The organism is Legionella micdadei, from assembly GCF_000953635.1.
In the GTDB taxonomy this organism is placed as follows: Bacteria; Pseudomonadota; Gammaproteobacteria; order Legionellales; family Legionellaceae; genus Tatlockia; species Tatlockia micdadei.
Genome location: NZ_LN614830.1, coordinates 2,160,182 through 2,179,240, shown reverse-complemented (window position 1 = coordinate 2,179,240; position 19,059 = coordinate 2,160,182). Strand labels below are relative to the sequence as shown.

Here is a 19,059-nt window from a genome sequence, read left to right as displayed (position 1 = left end):
TTCAGGAGTCCAAGTTTGCCAAAAAGAGAAAGATTAATTGTTTGCAGCGAGAACCTTTCGCTCGAATACCTTCCTCATTTTTTTTCTAAGAATGAAGCCGACTTCTATTTTCAGACGCTTTTACAGCGTATTTCTTGGCAAGAAGAGACTATCGCAATTTTAGGTAAACGGGTTAGCGTACCTAGATTAATATCATGGTATGGAGATGAAGAGGCGATTTACCATTATTCAGGGGTTAGGCATGAGCCCCAAAAATGGACTGATCATCTGCTAGAAATTAAAACAGTTTTACAAGAGCGCCTTGGTATCCAGTTTAATTCGGTATTGGCGAATTTATATCGAAATGGGCAAGATAGTATGGGATGGCATGCAGATAATGAACCGGAGCTTGGAGAAAATCCTGCTATCGCATCAGTCAGCTTAGGGGCTGTAAGGCAATTTTGCCTGCGTCATAAAAAGCAGAAAACTGTTTTACAGATTTCACTTGGCCATGGCTCCGTCTTAGTAATGCAGGGTGAAACCCAACATTATTGGAAACATGCCCTACCCAAAATGAAAGGTATTGATGAGCCCCGGATTAATTTAACGTTCCGCAGGATTTTGGGTTCGCAGTAGAGCGACCCTACATTCTGCAGTACTCTACTGCGGCATGAAGGGTCTAATGAAGCACAATATTCTAGCCCTCTGTTGCTTCACTCAAAACCATGCTCGAAGTCAGCTCCTCATGTGCTTTGCTGTCAACAAGTACATACTGAGAAAAATGAAGTACGATAATACTGAGAGGTAAAATAATTATAATATCTATTGGGAACTCTAAGCGGTGAATACCGCCAAAGGCACCCAGGTAAGAGATGATTAACATGCTGATCATATAAAAGGCAAACCAATACAAGCTTGGACTACAATGAGTGATGCTGCGTTTTTGGTAGCTGAGATTAATAACAAACCCAACTAATAATGCTAAATCCAATTTCCATAAAATATCAAAACCACACCAATATAGCATCAGATTGCAAGCATAAAATGCAGCATGGCAAAAGAAGAGGCTGGCTGAAAGTTTAAAAGGCCTTTCGCGATGGGGTTGTAACTTGCGCATTGCTAACAAACAAATGGGACCAATGCCATAGGATAAGATACTGCAGGAAGAGAGAAAGGCGACCATCTTTTGCCATCCTGGGAAGGGCAAGAAAGATAACATACCTACAAAAAGATTGGCATAAAGAGTAATGTAAGGAATTTTGTGACGATTTAGTTTAGTGAATAATTTGGGTAAGTGATTGTTTAAGCTCATGCCATAAAGGATTCGTGATGTTGCAGCAGTGTAGACTAGAGTGGTGCCAAAGGGTGAGAAAGCTGCATCAAACATTAGCAACATAGCGACTACGCCTAAACCAAGTAATAAGGTTAGTCCGACCAAGGGGCCACTTTCACCTGGGAAGCTTAAATTTTGCCAGCCCTGGCTTAAATAAGATTGGGGAATGGCCGCCAGAAAACTGAGCTGCAGCATAAAATACAAGACAAAACCAATAAGCACAGCACCTAGAATTGCTATTGGGATATTGCGCTGCGGATTTTGTACCTCGCCAGCGAGCATTAAGCCATTTTGAAAGCCGGTAAAAGCAAACGCAACACCACCCGCAGAGAGGGCTGTAAATATTTGCACCCACGCTTCCTTGCTGGTTAAATTTAACTGAATATTACTCATTGAAGGGGCGGTGTAAAGTAGGGAAACAATCGCGATACTGGGCACTAAAAATTTAATGATACTGGCAATTTTATTACATTCAGCCAGCATTTTGATGCCATATGAATTTAATAACACCACAAAAAGCATGATGCCCATTGCCACGACATAACCAATGCCTGAAAGGGTAAAAGTAGCTGCTTCTTTAGATACCAAGCTAGGAAAGAAATGACTGGAATATTGCAAGATCGCTTGAATTTCTATGGGGGTCATGACCACATAAGATAACCATGATGTCCAGGCAAATAAAAATCCGACATCATTACCATGAGTGAAACTTGGGTAATTAGTCATTCCACCTGAAATTGGGAACATTGCACCGAGTTCACAGAGGGGTAATGCAATAAATAACATGAATACTGACGCAATAATCCAACTCACTAAGGCATTGGCACCTGCCATTTGGGCACTAATAAAAGGGCTGAATAACCAACCTGAACCAATCATTCCGCCGGCTGCAGCGATCAACACATTTGTCCGAGAAATATCGCGTTTTAGCATCCTTCTTTCCTTGTTGACGTTAAGGCACGGATTTATAGATTAATGATTATACACACCACATTTTATACACTTCTTTAGCCATTTGGAGAAGAGATTCTTATAAATTTGTGCAGGAATAACAAATTAACAGCCAATTTGCGAGCATTTTGTTAATAACCTAGGCATCTATTTTTTAGCATAAAAAATGTAGGAAAAAAGCGATTATGAACGATTTTCAGTGATAAGAATCATCATTTCCAAGGCTTTTTTGGCATTATCAATAATCCATTGTTGCTCCGTTTCCTGTAACCGTTGACGGGAACCAGTAAACTCGTTCACCAGATCACCAGGTTTTACTTCGTTGTATGCCATAGTCTTACCTTGTCTTAGAAGATCAACTAAAGCAACTAAGTGGGGGGGATCATTGCGTGACATGGTTGCACAACCACAGCCCATTCCTTTTTCATGGTTCTTTTTAGGTGCCTCTGCGAGATTGACCACTTTAATTCCTAAGGGTTTACAATATTGTTTCAGGTTTTCTACCATGTGATTTTCGGTGCCAATGGCATAATGTTGAGTATTTGCTTTATCGTTAACTACATAATCCCAAATAAAGGCGGTAGAACCTGAATGCTGAGCCACACGAATCACCGTATTTCGACATTCGGGATGGACAATCGTAGTATAGCCTTGAGAATGCCAATATTCGCACATTTCAGGTTGATAATGCGTATGAACAGCACATTCACTTGAGAATAAAATTAATTCAGCTTTATCAAATTGCGACAAAATTTCTTGTGATTGGGCAGGTAAGGAGTATTGTGCGCCTGCTGTACCGCCAGGCCAGTAGGCGAGATTTTTAATTCCTAACCAGTACGCAATGTTTTCTCCCATGTGGCGATCGGGAATAAAGAGAATTTTCTTATTTTGCTTTCTCGCCCATTCAAAGATTTTTTTGACGTTTGAGCTGGTGCATACCGCACCACCTTGAGCGCCAGTCATGGCTTTAACCCGTCCTGAAGTGTTCATATAGCAAACGGGCAAAATATTTTCAGCACCATAACGCTCGTTCAGATCCAAGAAGGCGGGTTCTACCATAAAATCTTTTGCCAACATTTCCATGGTACAGCCGGATTTAGGATTAGTAATATAAACCTGCTGATTTTTATTGGCCAAAATACTAATGGACTCTGCCATGAAGTGGACGGCAGATTCGATAATGATTGATTTTTCCGGATGATTTGCCGCCATTAAGGCTAATTGGTAAGAATCACCAATTTGTCCGCCGAATTGTTCAACCAATCTTACAATGTCTCCTCCCATATAATAATGGGCGAGTAAAAGCAGCTTATCACCAAAATGCTCTTTTGCCTTTTTCATGTACGGACTCATCCAGGCAAGGACGGTTGTTAGCCTACGATCAGGTAAAGCCTGATACTCTTCTGCATAGGGGATAAAATCCTCTTGGTACCAATCTAAAGGATAATCCGCTTGGCAAATACTCATGTCGTTATGAATCTGCATGAGCGTTTTTTCTGGTTGATAAGTGGTCGTTTTACTATAGAACATGGGTTACAGCCTCATTAAATAAATGGGTTCTGCGGTGAGTTAAGACGCGCAATGCTTTCCTGTGGACTGTCATTTTTAAATGGAAAATCTTCGCGATAATGCCCACCTCGTGACTCTCTTCGTGACAATGCCGCTCTTACAATGAGTTCAGCGTTTAATACAATATTGCGCAATTCAATAAAATCTCGGGTGATACAGTGTTTCCAATAATACTCATCAATAATTTTCTTTCGTTTCATAATCAATTGTAGTAGATCTTGCAAGCCAGCTTCAGTACGCACGATGCCAGCGTAAGAAGTCATTTCACCACGTAAACCGCGCCAATGCGCATTAATTTGGCTAGCTCTTCTCGCATTGACTTCCCCCGGTGAACTCCAATTTGGAATCATTTCAATAGTTTTGCTTGGTGTTGCGATATCTTTGAGTGTGCTACGTGCTGCATTACTTGCCATGACCAATGCTTCAAGCAATGAGTTGCTTGCCAAGCGGTTTGCTCCGTGTAAGCCAGTAAAGGCTACCTCGCCTATAGCATAGAGCCGTTTTAAGTCCGTGCGGCCGTCCACATCAGTTAATACACCACCGCACTGATAATGGGCGGCAGGGACTACAGGAATCATATCTTGGCTCATATCAATGCCGATAGAGAACAGGGTAGTATAGATGTGGGGAAAATGTTTTTTTAAAAAGGATTTGGATTGATGGGTAATATCCAAGTACACAAACCCAGACTGACTTTGCTCAATCTCGCTGAAAATAGCACGGGCAACGACATCACGTGTGGCTAACTCGAGTTGTTGAGGCGCGTAGCGTTTCATAAAACGCTCACCGGTGTCCGCATTTTTTAGCAAGGCACCTTCACCGCGAACTGCTTCAGAGATTAAAAAGTTATTTAACGAGTGATGATGCAGCACAGTGGGGTGGAATTGATAGAATTCCATGTTTCCTACTCGAGCACCTGCACGATAGGCCATAGCTACTCCATCACCGGTGGCAATCATAGGATTTGTAGTATAACGGTAGGTTTTACCTGCTCCGCCTGTAGCAAGTACAACACAGCGTGCGGCGAATGTGTCAATGCGGTTACGCTGACAATCCAGAATATAAGCCCCAAGGACTTCGCCTTGGTTGTCAGTACGGTGGGGATGATAATGGCTAATCAAATTCACCGCAATATGGTGTTCAAAAATGTGTATCTGTGATTGTTGCTTGACGGCTTTAAGTAAGGCTTCGGTTATGGTTAAACCCGTGTGATCGCTACTATTGAAAATTCGCCTGTGCGAGTGCCCCCCTTCTTTTGCCAAAGCATATTCACCATTAGGTGATTTGGTAAAATGAATGGAATAAGACAGTAAATCCTCAATAATCTGTGGTCCCTGGCGAATAATGAATTCAACTGCTGGTTGATAACACAATCCATCGCCCGCTTGCAAGGTATCAGCAATATGGGATTCGAGTGAGTCTTCGGGTAAAACCGCAGCTGCAATTCCGCCTTGTGCATAACGGCTGTTGCATTCACTCATTTCCGCTTTGCTGACCAAAGCGATCTTTAGATTGGGCTGTAACTTTAGCAGTTGTAAGCAATAATTTAATCCGCCAAGCCCAGTCCCTAGTACTAAGACATCAAATTCCAGGGTTTTGCCTTGCTGTGATAAATTAGTATTCATGAAAATGCTTTCACTAATTGCGCAGCAAGACCTGTGTATTTTTCCGGAGTTAATCCCGTGAGCTGAATTTTAATTTCTTCTGGTATCTTTAGAGACTTAATGAAATTTTTCAAACTCTCGCTGTCAATACCTTGGCCTCGAGTTAAGGCTTTTAATTGTTCATATGCATCCGGTACTTCAAAGCGGCGCATCACTGTTTGAATTGCTTCGGCTAAGACTTCCCAATTTTCATTCAGATCTTCTTCTAAAGCGTGTTTGTTGATTTCTAGTTTGTCATTACCTTTCGCAATGGCTTGATAAGCAATCAGTGTGTAAGCAAAGGCAACTCCTAGATTGCGCAATACAGTAGAATCGGAGAGATCACGTTGTAAGCGGGATTGAGTGAGCTTATTGGCAAAATGGTTAAAAAGAGCATTGGCTAAGCCCAAATTACCTTCTGCATTTTCGAAATCAATCGGGTTTACTTTGTGCGGCATTGTCGATGAGCCAACTTCTTCAGCGACAGTTTTTTGCTTAAAGTAATTAAGCGAAATGTAAGTCCAAATATCCCGGGTATAATCAAGCAAAATATTATTGATCCGGATCATGATATGTGAGACTTCTGCAATCCCGTCATGAGGCTCAATCTGCGTGGTGTAGGCACTAAAAGAGAGGCCCAGAGCGTTAACGAAATTGGCACAATGCTTGCGCCAATCGACGTGAGGATAGGCGATAATATGCGCATTATAATTACCGACAGCACCATTAAATTTTGCTGGAATTAATACTTCCGCGAGCTGCTGTTGCGGCCGTTTTAAACGAGCTACAAAATTAACTAACTCTTTACCCATGGTTGTAGGTGTAGCTGGTTGTCCATGAGTCCTAGATAACATGGCGATGTCTGCGTGTTGTTTACCGAGGAGCATGATGCTGCCAATAATTTCTGCTAGCGTAGGTTGTATAACCTGAGCAATTGCTTCTTTCGCCATTAAGGCATAGGCCACGTTATTTATATCTTCAGACGTGCACGCAAAATGAATGAAGGCAGTATACTTACTTAGGATTTGATGTTTACTTAGCTTATCCCGAAGGTAATATTCCACTGCTTTGACGTCATGGTTTGTTTGTTTCTCGTAAGCCTTGACTTTCTCCGCTTCTTCCTCATCAAAATTAACGAGTAGCTCTGCAAGATAAGCTTTAGCATCATTATCAAACTCTTCTACCTCAATGATCTCTTTATTCGCCCCGAGAGATTCTAACCAACGGATTTCTACCAGTAAACGGTAATAAATGAGAGCGAATTCGCTGAAATAAGGACTTAAAGCACTTGTCTTTTTAAGGTAGCGTCCATCAATAGGAGAAATAGCATTTAAAGAAGTTAAAGTCATAAGTATGCCGCCACAGTCGTAAATTCTATATGATATTAGATGCAGGAGCAGATGTGAATTATATTCTGGTTTCTGCAACGCGGTTAAGCACTTCGCGATGATGAGGCCTCGCTTATCTTGACGAATTTACTCTAAGTGATACAGTATTTTAACGACACAATACTTAAGGCAAAGGACTGGCACTATGCTAAAGATTTTTATAATAGTGTTGTGTTTTCTCCTCAGTTCTTGCCTTGTCGGACCCAATTATAAAGAGCCCGAGAAAAAAGTTGCTGATCGTTGGCTAGTAAACGATCCAAAAATTAAAAAATGTTCTATCCAAAATGCGAATTGGTGGCAAGTTTTTCACGATCCCATCCTTACGAATTTAATCAATCAGGGTTATCAAAATAATTTAACTATTCAGAGTGCAGCAGTTAATGTCTTAAAAGCGAGGGCTCAACTTGCGCAATCGGTGGGAGAGCTGTATCCCCAACAGCAAGCGTTATTTGGAAATCTTACTTACAATCGGATTGGCGGCGGGTCATTACAACATGTCATACAATCCAATTTTTGGACCGATGTCTTAGGTGTAACGGCGAGCTGGGAAATCGATTTTTGGGGAAAATACCGCAGGGCAATTTTGGCTAACGATGCCCTTTTCTTAGCCTCCTTTGCAGCTTATGACCAAGCTTTAGTCACCCTCACCTCGGATATTGCAACAGCCTATATTGATATTCGCACCACAGAGGAGTTAATTCGTATCACCAAGCAGAATATTCAGGTGCAAACCGAAGGATACAATTTAGCGAACGCTCGTTACACAGCAGGGCAAACCAGTCAAATTAATGTAGAGCAAGCTAAGACAGAATTATCCCAAACGCAGGCAAAAATTCCGCAACTAATTAGCCAATTGCAGCAACAAAAAGATTTTCTAGGCGTATTGCTGGGAACTACGCCAGATAAAGTGGATGGTTTGTTAGGCAAAAATCGAGGAATTCCTCAAGCCCCACTGAGTGTTGCAGTGGGAATTCCGCTAGAAACATTGGCTAAACGACCCGATATTTATCAAGCGCGAATGGAAGCTATTGCACAATCTGAATCGATTGGGGCAACAAAAGCTAACCTTTATCCTGCCTTTTCGCTTTCGGGCACGTTTGCTTTTGCTGCCAATACAATTGGCCGTTCTTCGTTGAGCGATATATTTCATTGGTCAAATCGCACAGTCACAGCAGGACCTTCTTTCAATTGGCCCATATTAAATTATGGCCAGATTACTAATGCAGTACGTATTCAAGATGCTGCTTTCCAGCAGGCGCTTTTGGATTACCTTAATGCAGTGTTAAAGGCGCAACAAGAAGTTCAAGATCATATTACTCAGTTTACTGAGGCAAAAAAAGCGGAACGCCATCTTATCGTAGCAAATAATGCAGCCATTAAGACGACACGACTTGCAATGGTTCGATTCGTAGAAGGGGAGTCTGATTTTACTCCCGTCCTCATCGCAGAGCGCGAACAGCTTCAAGTCCAGAGCAATTTAACGAATGCAAAGGGGGATATACCTAAAGCTTTAGTAGCGCTTTATCGCGCATTAGGTGGCGGCTGGCAAATTCGTGATGGCAATGATATTGTACCTAATAAGATTAAAGAAGAGATGGCCGCTCGAACTAATTGGGGTAGTTTACTTAAGCAGCAAAACCATGAGCCACCTACCACGAAGGCGCAGAGAACCAAGCAACTTTATTTACCTAATTGGTGATGAGTATGAATCCAAATCGATCATCAAAAATAGCATACATCGTGATAATCGGGCTCGTTATCGCTTTTCTTTTTTGGTTTGCTAAACACCGCTCAACTAACCCCGTTCAAGAAGTGCCACTTCCAGAAGCTGTCGTGCAAAAACCCAGAGCGAATAACATGAGAGAGTTTGTGACTCAGACAGGGACACTTGTGGCTTATAATTCTGTCGATTTAGTCGCACGTGTTAAGGGTTATTTGCAGGCGGTGGAATTCACTGACGGCACGTTTATCAAAAAAGGGAAAGAGCTATTCATCATAGAACCACAACCCTATCTTGATCAATTAAAAGAAGCGCAAGCGTCTGTTGTTGCCCAAAAAGCCTCCTATGACTATGCCTTAGCTGAATATAAGCGCCAGCAACGCATGTATAAACAACATGCTACTTCTCTTGATAATGTGGAAAAATGGTACGCAAAGACTGTTGAGAATAAAGCCGAAATTGATAAGGCTGTGGCTAATGCGGATGAGGCTGCAATTACCTATAGTTATACTCATGTCCTCGCCCCTTTTGATGGGCGTATTGGCCGTCATTTGGTTGATCCCGGAAATTTGGTTGGTGATGGCGTGGCCACTGATTTAGCTACCATTGAGCAAATTGATCCTATCTATGTTTACTTTAATCTTAATGAGCTAGATTTAATTAAAATCCGTGAAGCGATACGCAACAATACCTTTAATCCTGGCAAAATTGATGAAGTACCTGTCGCGGTAAAAATGCAAACTGAAACAAGTTTTAGCCATCAAGGGAAACTTAATTTCGTTAACACTGGTCTAAATGCTTCAACTGGAACAATGGAGTTTCGTGCGCTTTTGTCCAATAAAGACTACAGTTTACTTCCAGGCCTCTTTGTGCAAGTCCGTATTCCTGTGACGAAACCGACACGTCAACTAACCGTGCCGAATACAGCAGTGCAGTACGATCAAATTGGGCCTTATGTATTGACAGTCGATCAAAACAACTACGTCCAATTAAAGCGTGTTCAACTAGGAACATTGGAACAAGGAATTCGAGCTATTGTGAAAGGGCTTGATGCACAGGATAACGTGGTGATTTCTGGAATACAAAATGCGGTGCCTGGCAACCAAGTTAAAATTGTTCCGAATGGGAATATACAAGAATGATTTCAGAATTTTTTATTGAACGGCCCGTACTCGCCAATGTGATTGCGTTGTTGTTCGTATTGTTGGGCGCAGTTGCAATCTATGTCCTACCTGTTTCTCAATACCCTGCCATTGTCCCACCGACTATCCAGGTCACAACAACTTATCCAGGGGCTGATGCGAAGACACTGATTAAAACAGTAGCACTTCCTATCGAGCAGCAAGTCAATGGTGTAGAAAATATGCTCTACATGCAATCAACAAGCACTAATAGCGGCGCATATACCCTGATTGTTACTTTTGCCATTGGGACAGATCTCAATTTTGCGCAAATGCTTGTGCAAAACCGCGTCCAAGCAGCAATGGCTCAATTACCAGAATCTGTTCAGCAGCAAGGGGTCGTCGTTCAGCAAAAATCAACAGCAATTTTGCAATTTATCACGTTGACAGCAGCGCATGGTGAGTATGACGGGTTATTTCTGAATAACTATGCCACCATCAATATGCAGAATGAACTAGCACGCTTACCTGGTGTCGGCAATGTGCTCATTTTTGGTTCAGGTTCTTATGCGATGCGAATCTGGCTTGATCCGCAAAGAATGTTTGCGTTCGGACTAAATCCGAGTGATGTGCTTGAAGCGATTCGTAATCAAAATAAGGAAATTTCTGCAGGGCAAATTGCTGCTCCACCTACAGTGGGGAATCAACCTTATCAACTTACAGTCAATGTGCCGGGACAGCTTGCTAATCCAGACGAGTTCGCTGAGATCATTATCAAAACAGTATCGACTAAACCCAATCAAAAAGCGAATGCGAGCACGAGTGCCCAGGTGGTACGCATTCGGGATGTGGGGCGTGTCGAGTTAGGCTCTTCCAACTACAGCATGCTTGCAAAACTTAATGGTAAGCCTGCTGCTGCAATTGGGATATACCAGCTTCCTAATGCAAATGCTTTACAAGTCGCCAAGGAAGTCCGTAAAACAGTTGCTAAAATGGCGGCAAAATTTCCGCCAGGATTGCAATATTCAATTCCTTTTGACACCACTGTCTTCGTCAAGGCATCGGTCAATGAGGTCTATAAGACCCTTTTTGAAGCGGGTATTTTGGTGTTGGTTGTTATCATGGTTTTTTTACAAAATTTTCGTGCAACCATGGTGCCTGCAACGACAGTGCCTATCACCATTATTGGTGCATTTATAGCCATGCTGGCTTTGGGGTTTAGCATTAACCTCCTTACTTTATTTGCTTTAGTGCTAGCTATAGGAATTGTGGTGGATGACGCTATTGTCATCGTTGAAGGGGTTTCTCAGCATATTGAACGAGGCACTCCCCCAAAATCATCAGCGATTGAAGCCATGAAAGAGCTTTTAGGACCTATTCTGGGTATCACGTTGATGTTGATGGCTGTCTTTTTGCCTGCGGGCTTTATGCCTGGCTTAACCGGTTCAATGTATGCGCAATTTGCGTTAGTCATTGCTGCGACCGCTTTTATTAGTGCCATCAATGCCCTGACTTTAAAGCCCACGCAGTGTGCTTTGTGGCTTAAACCAATCGACCCGAATAGAAAGAAAAATGTATTTTTCCGTGCATTTGATCGAATTTATAATCCAATTGAAGCTAAGTACGTTGCATTGATCGACCGGCTTGTCCATAACAGTGGGTCGGTTTGTCTACTTGGCCTTGTACTCATCTCACTTGCTATTTTTGGTTTAAGCCGGGTTCCTACTGGTTTTATTCCCATTGAAGATCAAGGTTATCTCATCCTTAATGTCATGTTACCCGATGGCGCGACGTTAGAGCGAACAGAAAACATAATGAATGATCTAAGTAAAAAGGTAGCTAGAGTGGGTGGTGTTAGAGATACCATCGCTATTGATGGGGTTTCACTCTTAGATAACAATACCAATCTCGCAAATGCAGGCGTTTTGTATGTTATGTTCAAAGATTGGAGTGTAAGAGGTAAGGGTGAAGATTTGCGGGCCTTGTACAACAAACTTAATGACATTGCGGCAAAAACCCTCGAAGCTAAAGTTTCCGTGATAGTCCCCCCGCCGATTCAAGGATTAGGATTATCAGGTGGTTTTCAGATGCAGGTTGAATTACAAGACGGTAGTTTTGACTATCGGAAATTACAAGACGTGACTGATCAACTTGTTGCTCTTGGTAACAAACAACCTGCCTTACAAAAGCTAATCACTACTTTTCGTGCTTCTGTACCGCAAGTGTCGGCACCTATTAATCGGACTAAGGCAGAAACATTAGGCGTAACGTTGGGTGATGCATTTGATACTTTACAGACTTATTTAGGCTCATCTTACGTCAATCTTTTTACTAAATTTGGTCAAGTATTTCAGGTTTATGTACAAGCTGATGCACCTTCAAGAATGACTATCAACGACGTACGTAATTTTTATGTAAGAAATAAATCAGGCGAGATGGTGCCTTTGGGGACTCTAACTGATATTGATTCAGCGCTTGGACCGTCAATTATATCCTTATATAACCTTTATCCGTCCAGTCTTATTAATGGAATAGCAGCATCTGGGTACAGTACTGGACAAGCCATACAGTCATTGGAGCAATTGGCTAAGGCGTTCTTACCACCAGGAATTTCTTATGAATGGACAAGTACTGCTTATCAAGAGAAAGTGGCAGGAAATATTAGTCAATATATTTTTATTTTATCACTCGTTTTGGTTTATCTGATCTTAGCCGGCCAATACGAAAATTGGGTCACTCCTCTTGCCATTCTTCTCAGTGTTCCATTGGCGTTAATCGGAACTGTATCCGCCTTATCTCTTCTGGGGCTTGCCAATAACATGTATACCCAAATTGGTATTTTGTTACTGATAGCTTTAGCTGCGAAAAATGCGATTTTAATTGTTGAGGTCGCACGCGAACAAAGACTCATTCATAACAAAACAATTTTAGAAGCGGCGGTACTGGGCGCAAAAACTCGGTTTCGGCCTATTCTCATGACCTCATTTGCATTCATTATGGGCGTATTGCCTTTAGTGTTTGCAACAGGTGCTGGTGCTAACGCGCGCCATTCCATCGGAATTGCCGTATGTAGTGGTATGATTGCTTCGACCTGCCTTGCTGTAGTTTTTGTTCCTGCATTTTATGTTTTACTGCAAACATGGCAAGAGAAACGGCATGAAAGAAGGGCGCAAATAGCGCTAACGAATGCACCATAATGTTCCTCATGATTCGATATTAAAAGATTATTATATTCCACAGCCTTTGGGCCTAGGCTTAAGATGAGCAGGCTAGTTTTAGTAAGTATATGCATAAGTTTCCGGATCACGAGGTCTATGTTCAGGAATCGTTGTAGGCCTCTGGCCTGAAAACAGAGGCTCATAATTTGCTGAGTCTATCAATTCTTTTGACATTGTCTAGCTATCTTGATTAAGGGGGGCTGGTGAAGCATGTTGCTCTTGCAATTGACTAAGAGCAGCAATATGACTACCTGGCTCTCTCATGCTATCGCCATAAATCCAAGCTTGATACCTCTATCCTCTCCTGGTTATAAAGTAAGAGAAGTTTACACCTTAAAAATTGTATTTCAGCGACTTGCTTAAATTTAGAAAGTAAGTTTTGCGGGATTTGTATCAATTCACTGGAATTAATCACCAAATAACTATTCGGATTGGATGCAAATAAGAAGGCCAAATAATAGAGGTTCCGCGTCGATAATGCCCTCCCATCGGAATAAAACTGGGCTGAATACTCAAGGCGAGTAGCCCAGTAAATGAGTTTGGTGTTGTTTGGGGGATTTTGCCTTTTCCATAAAGACACGACTGGTCTTTGTGATTTGGCGATTTTGCCTGGAGTTAGCTCTATAATAGTTGTGGTTACAAGAAAAGCAATTCCAATAACTAGAGTTAAATAAAGTATTCTTGTTGCATTGCGTTCTGTTATCCCTGTTCGTTTCCATAGCTCGGCAAATAATAGGGCAAAAGCCGGTAAGCTCGGAAAGACGTAAGTATAGATAATATTCTTTGAAAAGGTAAAAAATAATAAAGGTAAGTAAGCCCAGAGAAGAAGATACAGCAACCATCCTTGGTCTTTTTCACGTAAAAGAGAAGGTAGCTTTTTTCCATGATTAAGCAACCAAAGTCCTGCAATGGGAGACCAAGGGAAGAGGCCAATTAGACCATAAATCCAGATTAAGCCGTAAGGTTTTGCATGGGAAAACCCATACATATTACCCCTCCAGGAGGGCACAAAAAATCGCAGGAAATGCTCTCCAATAATGAAATAATTGAGAAACCCAGGGGTACGAATTTCTGCCATAATATACCATGGGAGGGCGATCGCTAGTGTAATGAAGCTTCCTTTTATCCAAGGGAAATTCAACCACAGTTCTTTCCATTGTTTACGTAATAACACCCAGGTGAGAATAGGCATTGCCGTAAGGACTGTAGCGATGGGGCCTTTTGCTAATAACCCTAAACCCAAAGCAATAAAAAAGATGTAAGACCAGCCTTTTGAGCGGCTGGCCATGCTAAGCCAGAAGGCAACCATGCTTGTTGTGGTGCAGAAGATGAGGGATGCATCTGTCATTGTTGCACCAGCATTTAAATAAAAATACAAACCGCCGGAAAGAAATATCACCGTTACAGTGGCTACAGTCGAGTCATTCCTTTTCTTTGCTAAAAACCAAACCAGCCAAAGAATACCAATGGATAGCAGTAGGCTAGGTAGACGTACTGCTAATTCGTTAAGACCAAATAGTTTTAAAGATAAGGCTGTTAACCAGGTCGAAAGAGGGGGTTTTGCCAAAAAGGGGGCACCATAGTGATGGAAAAGCGTAATCCAATTATTGGACCGCAGCATTTCCCGGGCGATTTCACTGTATCGTGATTCAGTGCTATCCATTAATGGAACGAAATACATAGCTATTAATCGACACAGCAAAAGAAATGACAAGGCAAATACTGCTTTGTAATAGAATTTTTTACTTAATTTAAATGGATAATTTACGCTCGTCATTAATTAAAAACCTTAGATAACTTCGGATTTGCATTGTAATCTACATTGTTGCTCGTGTAGATCACTTAAAAAAGCATCACTCATAAAATAATCCAGCTCATAATGGCGATAGTGGTATAGAGGATCATTGAGGTCATTGGAGCGATTACCCGGATGGCACATGATTAGACCTCCTGAACGAGTTTGTTTTAAAAACTGCCGAAAGTAATAGCGGTAATTTTTTGCGGAAGCAAAGTTATAAATACCTGCAAAACTCGAATTGGTTGGAATAGCTTGTTCATTTAGAAGCGTTTTTAACTTAAAACCGCCGAGTAAAGTGATCGCTTGGCGTTTGGGAAAATTGAAATCGAATAAATCTTTCAAATTATTACTTGTGCTGCGACAAAATGCAGTCAAATTTTTTTGCTTATAAACAGAAATCAAAGCATCGCGAATAATAGGGAATTGATGGATGTGTTGATGGCCGTCAATGAAATCGGGAGGTATGCCGGTAGAGTTGATAAAGGTGTCAAGTTGAGCACAAATTTCAGCTTCTACACATTCCTTATCTAAACGACGTAAATAGCTTTGTTTAGTAAGGGAGAGAAAGTGTTCAAAATTCGGTGCATATATTTTTTGCCATGCTCCACTCACTGCTTTGCCAAAACTAAGGTTAATATGCAGACCAATGAAGATATCCTTTCTTATTCTTCGCAATTCGGCGTGCGCTTTTTTCCAATGAGGTAGATTAACCAAGCAACTGACGGCATTAATACGTTTATTTTGTACTAATAAGAGAATGCCTTCACTGATTGCTTCATTTTGGGCGTAATCATCGGCACAAATAATGATTTTCCTACTCATGAAAAGCCTTAACCTCAAATTGGTTAACGTTTTGCAGCGTTTCGTAGGATATTTCTTGTTTGATATAATACAAGGGTCTATTTTTTGTTTCCACAAGAATCCGGCTTATGTATTCGGAAATGATCGCTAAGAATAAAAATAAAACTGAAAAAAGGCCTGATGTTAAAAAAATAACGGAAGCAACCCCATTAGCCAATTGTTGGTGAGTAAATAATTTTTCAATCAAAATAAAACCGGCATAAAGCATCATCACTACGCTTATAAAAATCGAGACAAAAGACATTGTGCGGAGTGGACGGGCAGAAAATGAGATAATTGAGTCCAAAGCCAAATTAATTAATTTACCAAAACTATATTTTGATTTTCCGGCAGTTCTTGGCGGACAATAGTACGGAATACTTGCTGTTTTAAAGCCTACATAGGCAAACATCATGAGCAAATGACGATTGCTCTCTTTCATTTTTTTTAGTGAATCAACAACACTCCGTTTTAGAAGGCGGAAATTCCCTGTATCACCTTGCATATCAAAGCCTGTCATTTTTCGAGTTAAGCGATAAAAGAGTTTAACCGTGTACTGTTTAACTCGTGTTTCATGTTCGCGATTCATGCGTGAGGCGCAAACGACATCATACCCTTCTTGAGCTTTCGCCACCATCGAGGGAATCACCTCCGGCGGGTGCTGCAGATCAGAATCCATTAATATTACGTAATCTCCTGTTGCATGATCTAAGCCCGCGGTTGACGCAATTTCATGGCCATAATTTCGTGAAAAAGAAAGTAACCGAATATTTCGATTTGCTTTCACGTATGGAGTACAACGGGCTAGGGTATGATCAGTTGATCCATCATCAACAAGGATCAATTCATAGCGGTGATAGTGAGCTTCCAATATTCTGAGTGTTTCCTGAAGATAGGTTTCAATAATAGCTTCTTCATTGTACATCGGAGCGACTACAGAAATCTTGCTAGGTTGATGCATAATTTAATTAATCATTAGAAATGGGGCAAATGGCTATCAATCTAGCGAGAGTCGATGTTTATTGCAAGTATGAAAATAAAGTAATTTAAACAAGTTACGTTATTAATTCACATCCCTGAGTAATTTCAGTAGAATGAATGTCATTTTTTAAGGATTAGAGGGTAATTTATGGCTGTCAGTGCACACACAATTGATTTGCAGAACTTGGGTATGAAGGATCTGGAGCAAGTTGGGGGTAAAAATGCCTCTTTGGGAGAGATGATAAGCCATTTATCTTCTGCAGGCGTGTTAGTGCCAATGGGATTTGCGACCACTGCCGATGCGTTTCGGGAGTTTTTAGCTAATGATGGCCTAGATAAAAAAATTTATGATTTGCTTAATGCATTAGACCCGGAAGACCTTTCTGCTTTAACTTCGGTGGGCAAAACCATTCGTGAGATGGTCATTAAAGCGCCATTTTCCCCAAGCTTTGAAAAAGCGGTTCGCGAATCATATGAAAAACTTGCAAAAGCGATTGGTCATGATAATTTTAGTGTGGCAGTCCGCTCTTCGGCGACAGCAGAAGATTTACCGGAAGCTTCCTTTGCAGGACAGCAGGAGACCTTTTTAAATGTTCGTGGGATCGAGGATATATTAATCACCATAAAGCACGTTTTTGCCTCATTATTTAACGATCGGGCAATTACTTACCGTGCTCATCATGGCTTTGCTCATAACGATGTTGCTTTATCAGCAGGTATTCAGCAAATGATTCGCAGCGATTTAGCTGAGAGCGGTGTAATGTTTACCATGGATACCGAATCCGGTTTTGATCAAGTTGTTTTTATTACTTCATCCTATGGCTTGGGCGAAATGGTTGTTCAAGGTGCTGTCAACCCCGATGAATTTTATGTGCATAAACCGGGCTTAAAGGCAGGAAAACCTGCGGTCATTCGCCGCAATTTAGGTACAAAGGCTTTAAAAATGGTTTATTGCGATAAAAGCCGAGTAAAAACCGAAGAGGTTGCTCCGCAAGAACGTTTACAATTTTCTTTAACAAATGAAGAAGTTGAACTTTTAGCTAAGCAAGCAATTATCATTGAAGATCACTATGGCAAACCAATGGATATTGAATGGGCTAAGGATGGTAAGGATGGCAAGCTCTACATCCTTCAAGCTCGGCCTGAAACCGTAAAAAGCCGTGCTAATAAACAGATCTTAGAACGTTATACCCTTAAGAAGAAGGGTAAAATTTTAAGCGAGGGGCGAAGTATCGGTCAGCGAATCGGTCAAGGACGCGCTCGGATTATTAAAGACATTAGCGAAATGCATCGTGTTGAGCCAGGGGATGTATTGGTGTCTGATATGACGGATCCAGATTGGGAACCTGTCATGAAGCGCGCGGCAGCTATTGTGACTAATCGGGGCGGTAGAACTTGCCATGCAGCAATTATTGCGCGAGAACTAGGAATCCCAGCTGTCGTCGGCTGTGGCGATGCCACACGAGCGATTCAGGATGGGGACGAAGTTACTGTCTGTTGCGCAGAAGGTGACATTGGTTATGTTTATGAAGGATTGCTGCCGTTTGAGCGTGTTAGCTTGGATATAAACACAATGCCAGAATTACCGCTTAAGATCATGCTTAATGTGGGAAATCCCGAACGCGCATTTGCTTTTCAATCAGTACCTAATGCAGGGGTTGGATTAGCGCGCCTTGAATTTTTGATTTCAAATACCATAGGGATTCACCCAAAGGCATTATTGGAGTTTGAAAATTTACAAGATAAAGTATTAAAAAAATTTATTGCTGATAAAACAGCAGCTTATGAATCACCAGTTGAATTTTACATCGAACGATTAAAAGAAGGGATTGCTACTATTGCTGCTGCATTTTACCCTAAACCGGTGATTGTCAGGCTTTCTGATTTTAAATCAAATGAATATGCTAATTTAGTCGGTGGTCAATTGTACGAGCCACATGAAGAAAATCCTATGCTCGGTTTCCGTGGCGCTTCTCGCTACGTATCCGACAGCTTTGCTGACTGCTTTGCTTTAGAATGTAGGGCAGTTCGCCGCGTAAGGGAAGACATGGGGCTTAAAAATGTCGAAGTGATGATTCCTTTTGTTAGGACAGTTTCTGAGGCAGAAGAAGTGATTAACGTACTCAAAAAGCATGGCCTTGAAAGGGGGAAAGAAGATTTGCGGATTATTATGATGTGTGAACTGCCCTCTAATGCCCTGCTTGCAAATGAATTTTTAGAATATTTCGATGGGTTTTCGATTGGCTCAAACGACTTAACTCAGCTTACTTTGGGCTTAGACAGAGACTCAGGTTTAATTGCTTCCCAATTTGATGAGCGTGATTCAGCCGTTAAAGCGTTGTTGCATATGGCCATCTCGACATGTAAAAAAGCAGGGAAATATGTTGGTATTTGTGGCCAAGGACCTTCTGATCATCAAGATTTCGCCCAATGGCTAATGAAAGAGGGAATAGACAGCGTGTCTTTAAATCCTGATTCTGTATTAGAAACCTGCCTGTTCCTTGCTGAGCAGTAATTT

The 19,059-nt window shown here is 41.5% G+C and carries 12 protein-coding genes; 5 read left to right on the top strand and 7 right to left on the bottom strand.

From position 1 onward, the window contains the following. The first annotated feature begins 15 nt into the window (after positions 1 to 15). On the top strand, positions 16 to 615 hold the full coding sequence (locus LMI_RS09730; RefSeq protein ID WP_045099630.1) for an alpha-ketoglutarate-dependent dioxygenase AlkB family protein: 600 nt from the start codon (positions 16 to 18) through the stop codon (positions 613 to 615). A gap of 61 nt (positions 616 to 676) precedes the next feature. On the opposite strand, the gene LMI_RS09725 is transcribed toward LMI_RS09730, so the two are convergent. The 4 genes from LMI_RS09725 to purB form a co-directional block, all read right to left on the bottom strand. Then, entirely contained in the window at positions 677 to 2,245 is a 1,569-nt protein-coding gene (locus LMI_RS09725) for an APC family permease (RefSeq protein ID WP_045099629.1), read from the bottom strand. Positions 2,246 to 2,446: 201 nt separating this feature from the next. Then, complete coding sequence (nadA, locus tag LMI_RS09720; protein ID WP_045099628.1) at positions 2,447 to 3,793, bottom strand: quinolinate synthase NadA; 1,347 nt, start codon at positions 3,791 to 3,793, stop codon at positions 2,447 to 2,449. Between the two features lie 14 nt (positions 3,794 to 3,807). Next, the gene (nadB, locus tag LMI_RS09715; protein WP_045099627.1) at positions 3,808 to 5,457 is read right to left on the bottom strand and encodes an L-aspartate oxidase; all 1,650 of its coding nucleotides are present in this window, start codon (positions 5,455 to 5,457) and stop codon (positions 3,808 to 3,810) included. Further along, the gene (purB, locus tag LMI_RS09710; protein ID WP_045099626.1) at positions 5,454 to 6,824 is read right to left on the bottom strand and encodes an adenylosuccinate lyase; all 1,371 of its coding nucleotides are present in this window, start codon (positions 6,822 to 6,824) and stop codon (positions 5,454 to 5,456) included. The genes nadB and purB overlap by 4 nt, the downstream gene beginning before the upstream one ends. A 184-nt stretch (positions 6,825 to 7,008) precedes the next feature. Between purB and LMI_RS09705 the strand changes: the two genes are divergently transcribed. From LMI_RS09705 to LMI_RS09695, 3 genes are read left to right on the top strand one after another with little or no spacing between them, the layout of a single operon-like run. Further along, positions 7,009 to 8,562 (top strand): efflux transporter outer membrane subunit, encoded by a 1,554-nt coding sequence (locus LMI_RS09705; RefSeq protein WP_045099625.1) that lies wholly within the window; start codon positions 7,009 to 7,011, stop codon positions 8,560 to 8,562. After that, a complete protein-coding gene (locus LMI_RS09700; protein WP_416419536.1) occupies positions 8,559 to 9,725 on the top strand; it encodes an efflux RND transporter periplasmic adaptor subunit in 1,167 nt (388 codons plus the stop codon). The genes LMI_RS09705 and LMI_RS09700 overlap by 4 nt, the downstream gene beginning before the upstream one ends. Beyond that, on the top strand, positions 9,722 to 12,901 hold the full coding sequence (locus LMI_RS09695; protein ID WP_045099623.1) for an efflux RND transporter permease subunit: 3,180 nt from the start codon (positions 9,722 to 9,724) through the stop codon (positions 12,899 to 12,901). Before LMI_RS09700 ends, LMI_RS09695 begins: the two co-directional genes overlap by 4 nt. A 286-nt stretch (positions 12,902 to 13,187) precedes the next feature. Here the strand turns inward: LMI_RS09695 and LMI_RS09690 are convergent, their stop codons facing one another. The 3 genes from LMI_RS09690 to LMI_RS09680 are packed head-to-tail and all read right to left on the bottom strand — an operon-like array spanning position 13,188 to position 16,521. Further along, entirely contained in the window at positions 13,188 to 14,699 is a 1,512-nt protein-coding gene (locus LMI_RS09690) for an ArnT family glycosyltransferase (RefSeq protein ID WP_045099622.1), read from the bottom strand. Positions 14,700 to 14,711: 12 nt separating this feature from the next. Then, positions 14,712 to 15,542 carry a ChbG/HpnK family deacetylase gene (locus LMI_RS09685; RefSeq protein ID WP_045099621.1) on the bottom strand — a complete coding sequence of 277 codons (831 nt, stop codon included), beginning with the start codon at positions 15,540 to 15,542 and terminating at the stop codon, positions 14,712 to 14,714. Beyond that, a complete protein-coding gene (locus LMI_RS09680) occupies positions 15,535 to 16,521 on the bottom strand; it encodes a glycosyltransferase family 2 protein (RefSeq protein ID WP_045099620.1) in 987 nt (328 codons plus the stop codon). The genes LMI_RS09685 and LMI_RS09680 overlap by 8 nt, the downstream gene beginning before the upstream one ends. 168 nt (positions 16,522 to 16,689) lie before the next feature. Between LMI_RS09680 and ppsA the strand changes: the two genes are divergently transcribed. Then, positions 16,690 to 19,056 carry a phosphoenolpyruvate synthase gene (gene ppsA / locus LMI_RS09675; protein ID WP_045099619.1) on the top strand — a complete coding sequence of 789 codons (2,367 nt, stop codon included), beginning with the start codon at positions 16,690 to 16,692 and terminating at the stop codon, positions 19,054 to 19,056. Positions 19,057 to 19,059 lie beyond the last annotated feature (3 nt).

What these genes read in the sequence shown, in the direction of transcription:
- LMI_RS09680 (WP_045099620.1), bottom strand. Translation starts at nt 16,521, where the DNA reads ATGCATCAACCTAGCAAGATTTCTGTAGTCGCTCCGATGTACAATGAA.
- LMI_RS09685 (WP_045099621.1), bottom strand. Translation starts at nt 15,542, where the DNA reads ATGAGTAGGAAAATCATTATTTGTGCCGATGATTACGCCCAAAATGAA.
- nadB (WP_045099627.1), bottom strand. Translation starts at nt 5,457, where the DNA reads ATGAATACTAATTTATCACAGCAAGGCAAAACCCTGGAATTTGATGTC.
- purB (WP_045099626.1), bottom strand. Translation starts at nt 6,824, where the DNA reads ATGACTTTAACTTCTTTAAATGCTATTTCTCCTATTGATGGACGCTAC.
- nadA (WP_045099628.1), bottom strand. Translation starts at nt 3,793, where the DNA reads ATGTTCTATAGTAAAACGACCACTTATCAACCAGAAAAAACGCTCATG.
- LMI_RS09725 (WP_045099629.1), bottom strand. Translation starts at nt 2,245, where the DNA reads ATGCTAAAACGCGATATTTCTCGGACAAATGTGTTGATCGCTGCAGCC.
- ppsA (WP_045099619.1), top strand. Translation starts at nt 16,690, where the DNA reads ATGGCTGTCAGTGCACACACAATTGATTTGCAGAACTTGGGTATGAAG.
- LMI_RS09705 (WP_045099625.1), top strand. Translation starts at nt 7,009, where the DNA reads ATGCTAAAGATTTTTATAATAGTGTTGTGTTTTCTCCTCAGTTCTTGC.
- LMI_RS09690 (WP_045099622.1), bottom strand. Translation starts at nt 14,699, where the DNA reads ATGACGAGCGTAAATTATCCATTTAAATTAAGTAAAAAATTCTATTAC.
- LMI_RS09695 (WP_045099623.1), top strand. Translation starts at nt 9,722, where the DNA reads ATGATTTCAGAATTTTTTATTGAACGGCCCGTACTCGCCAATGTGATT.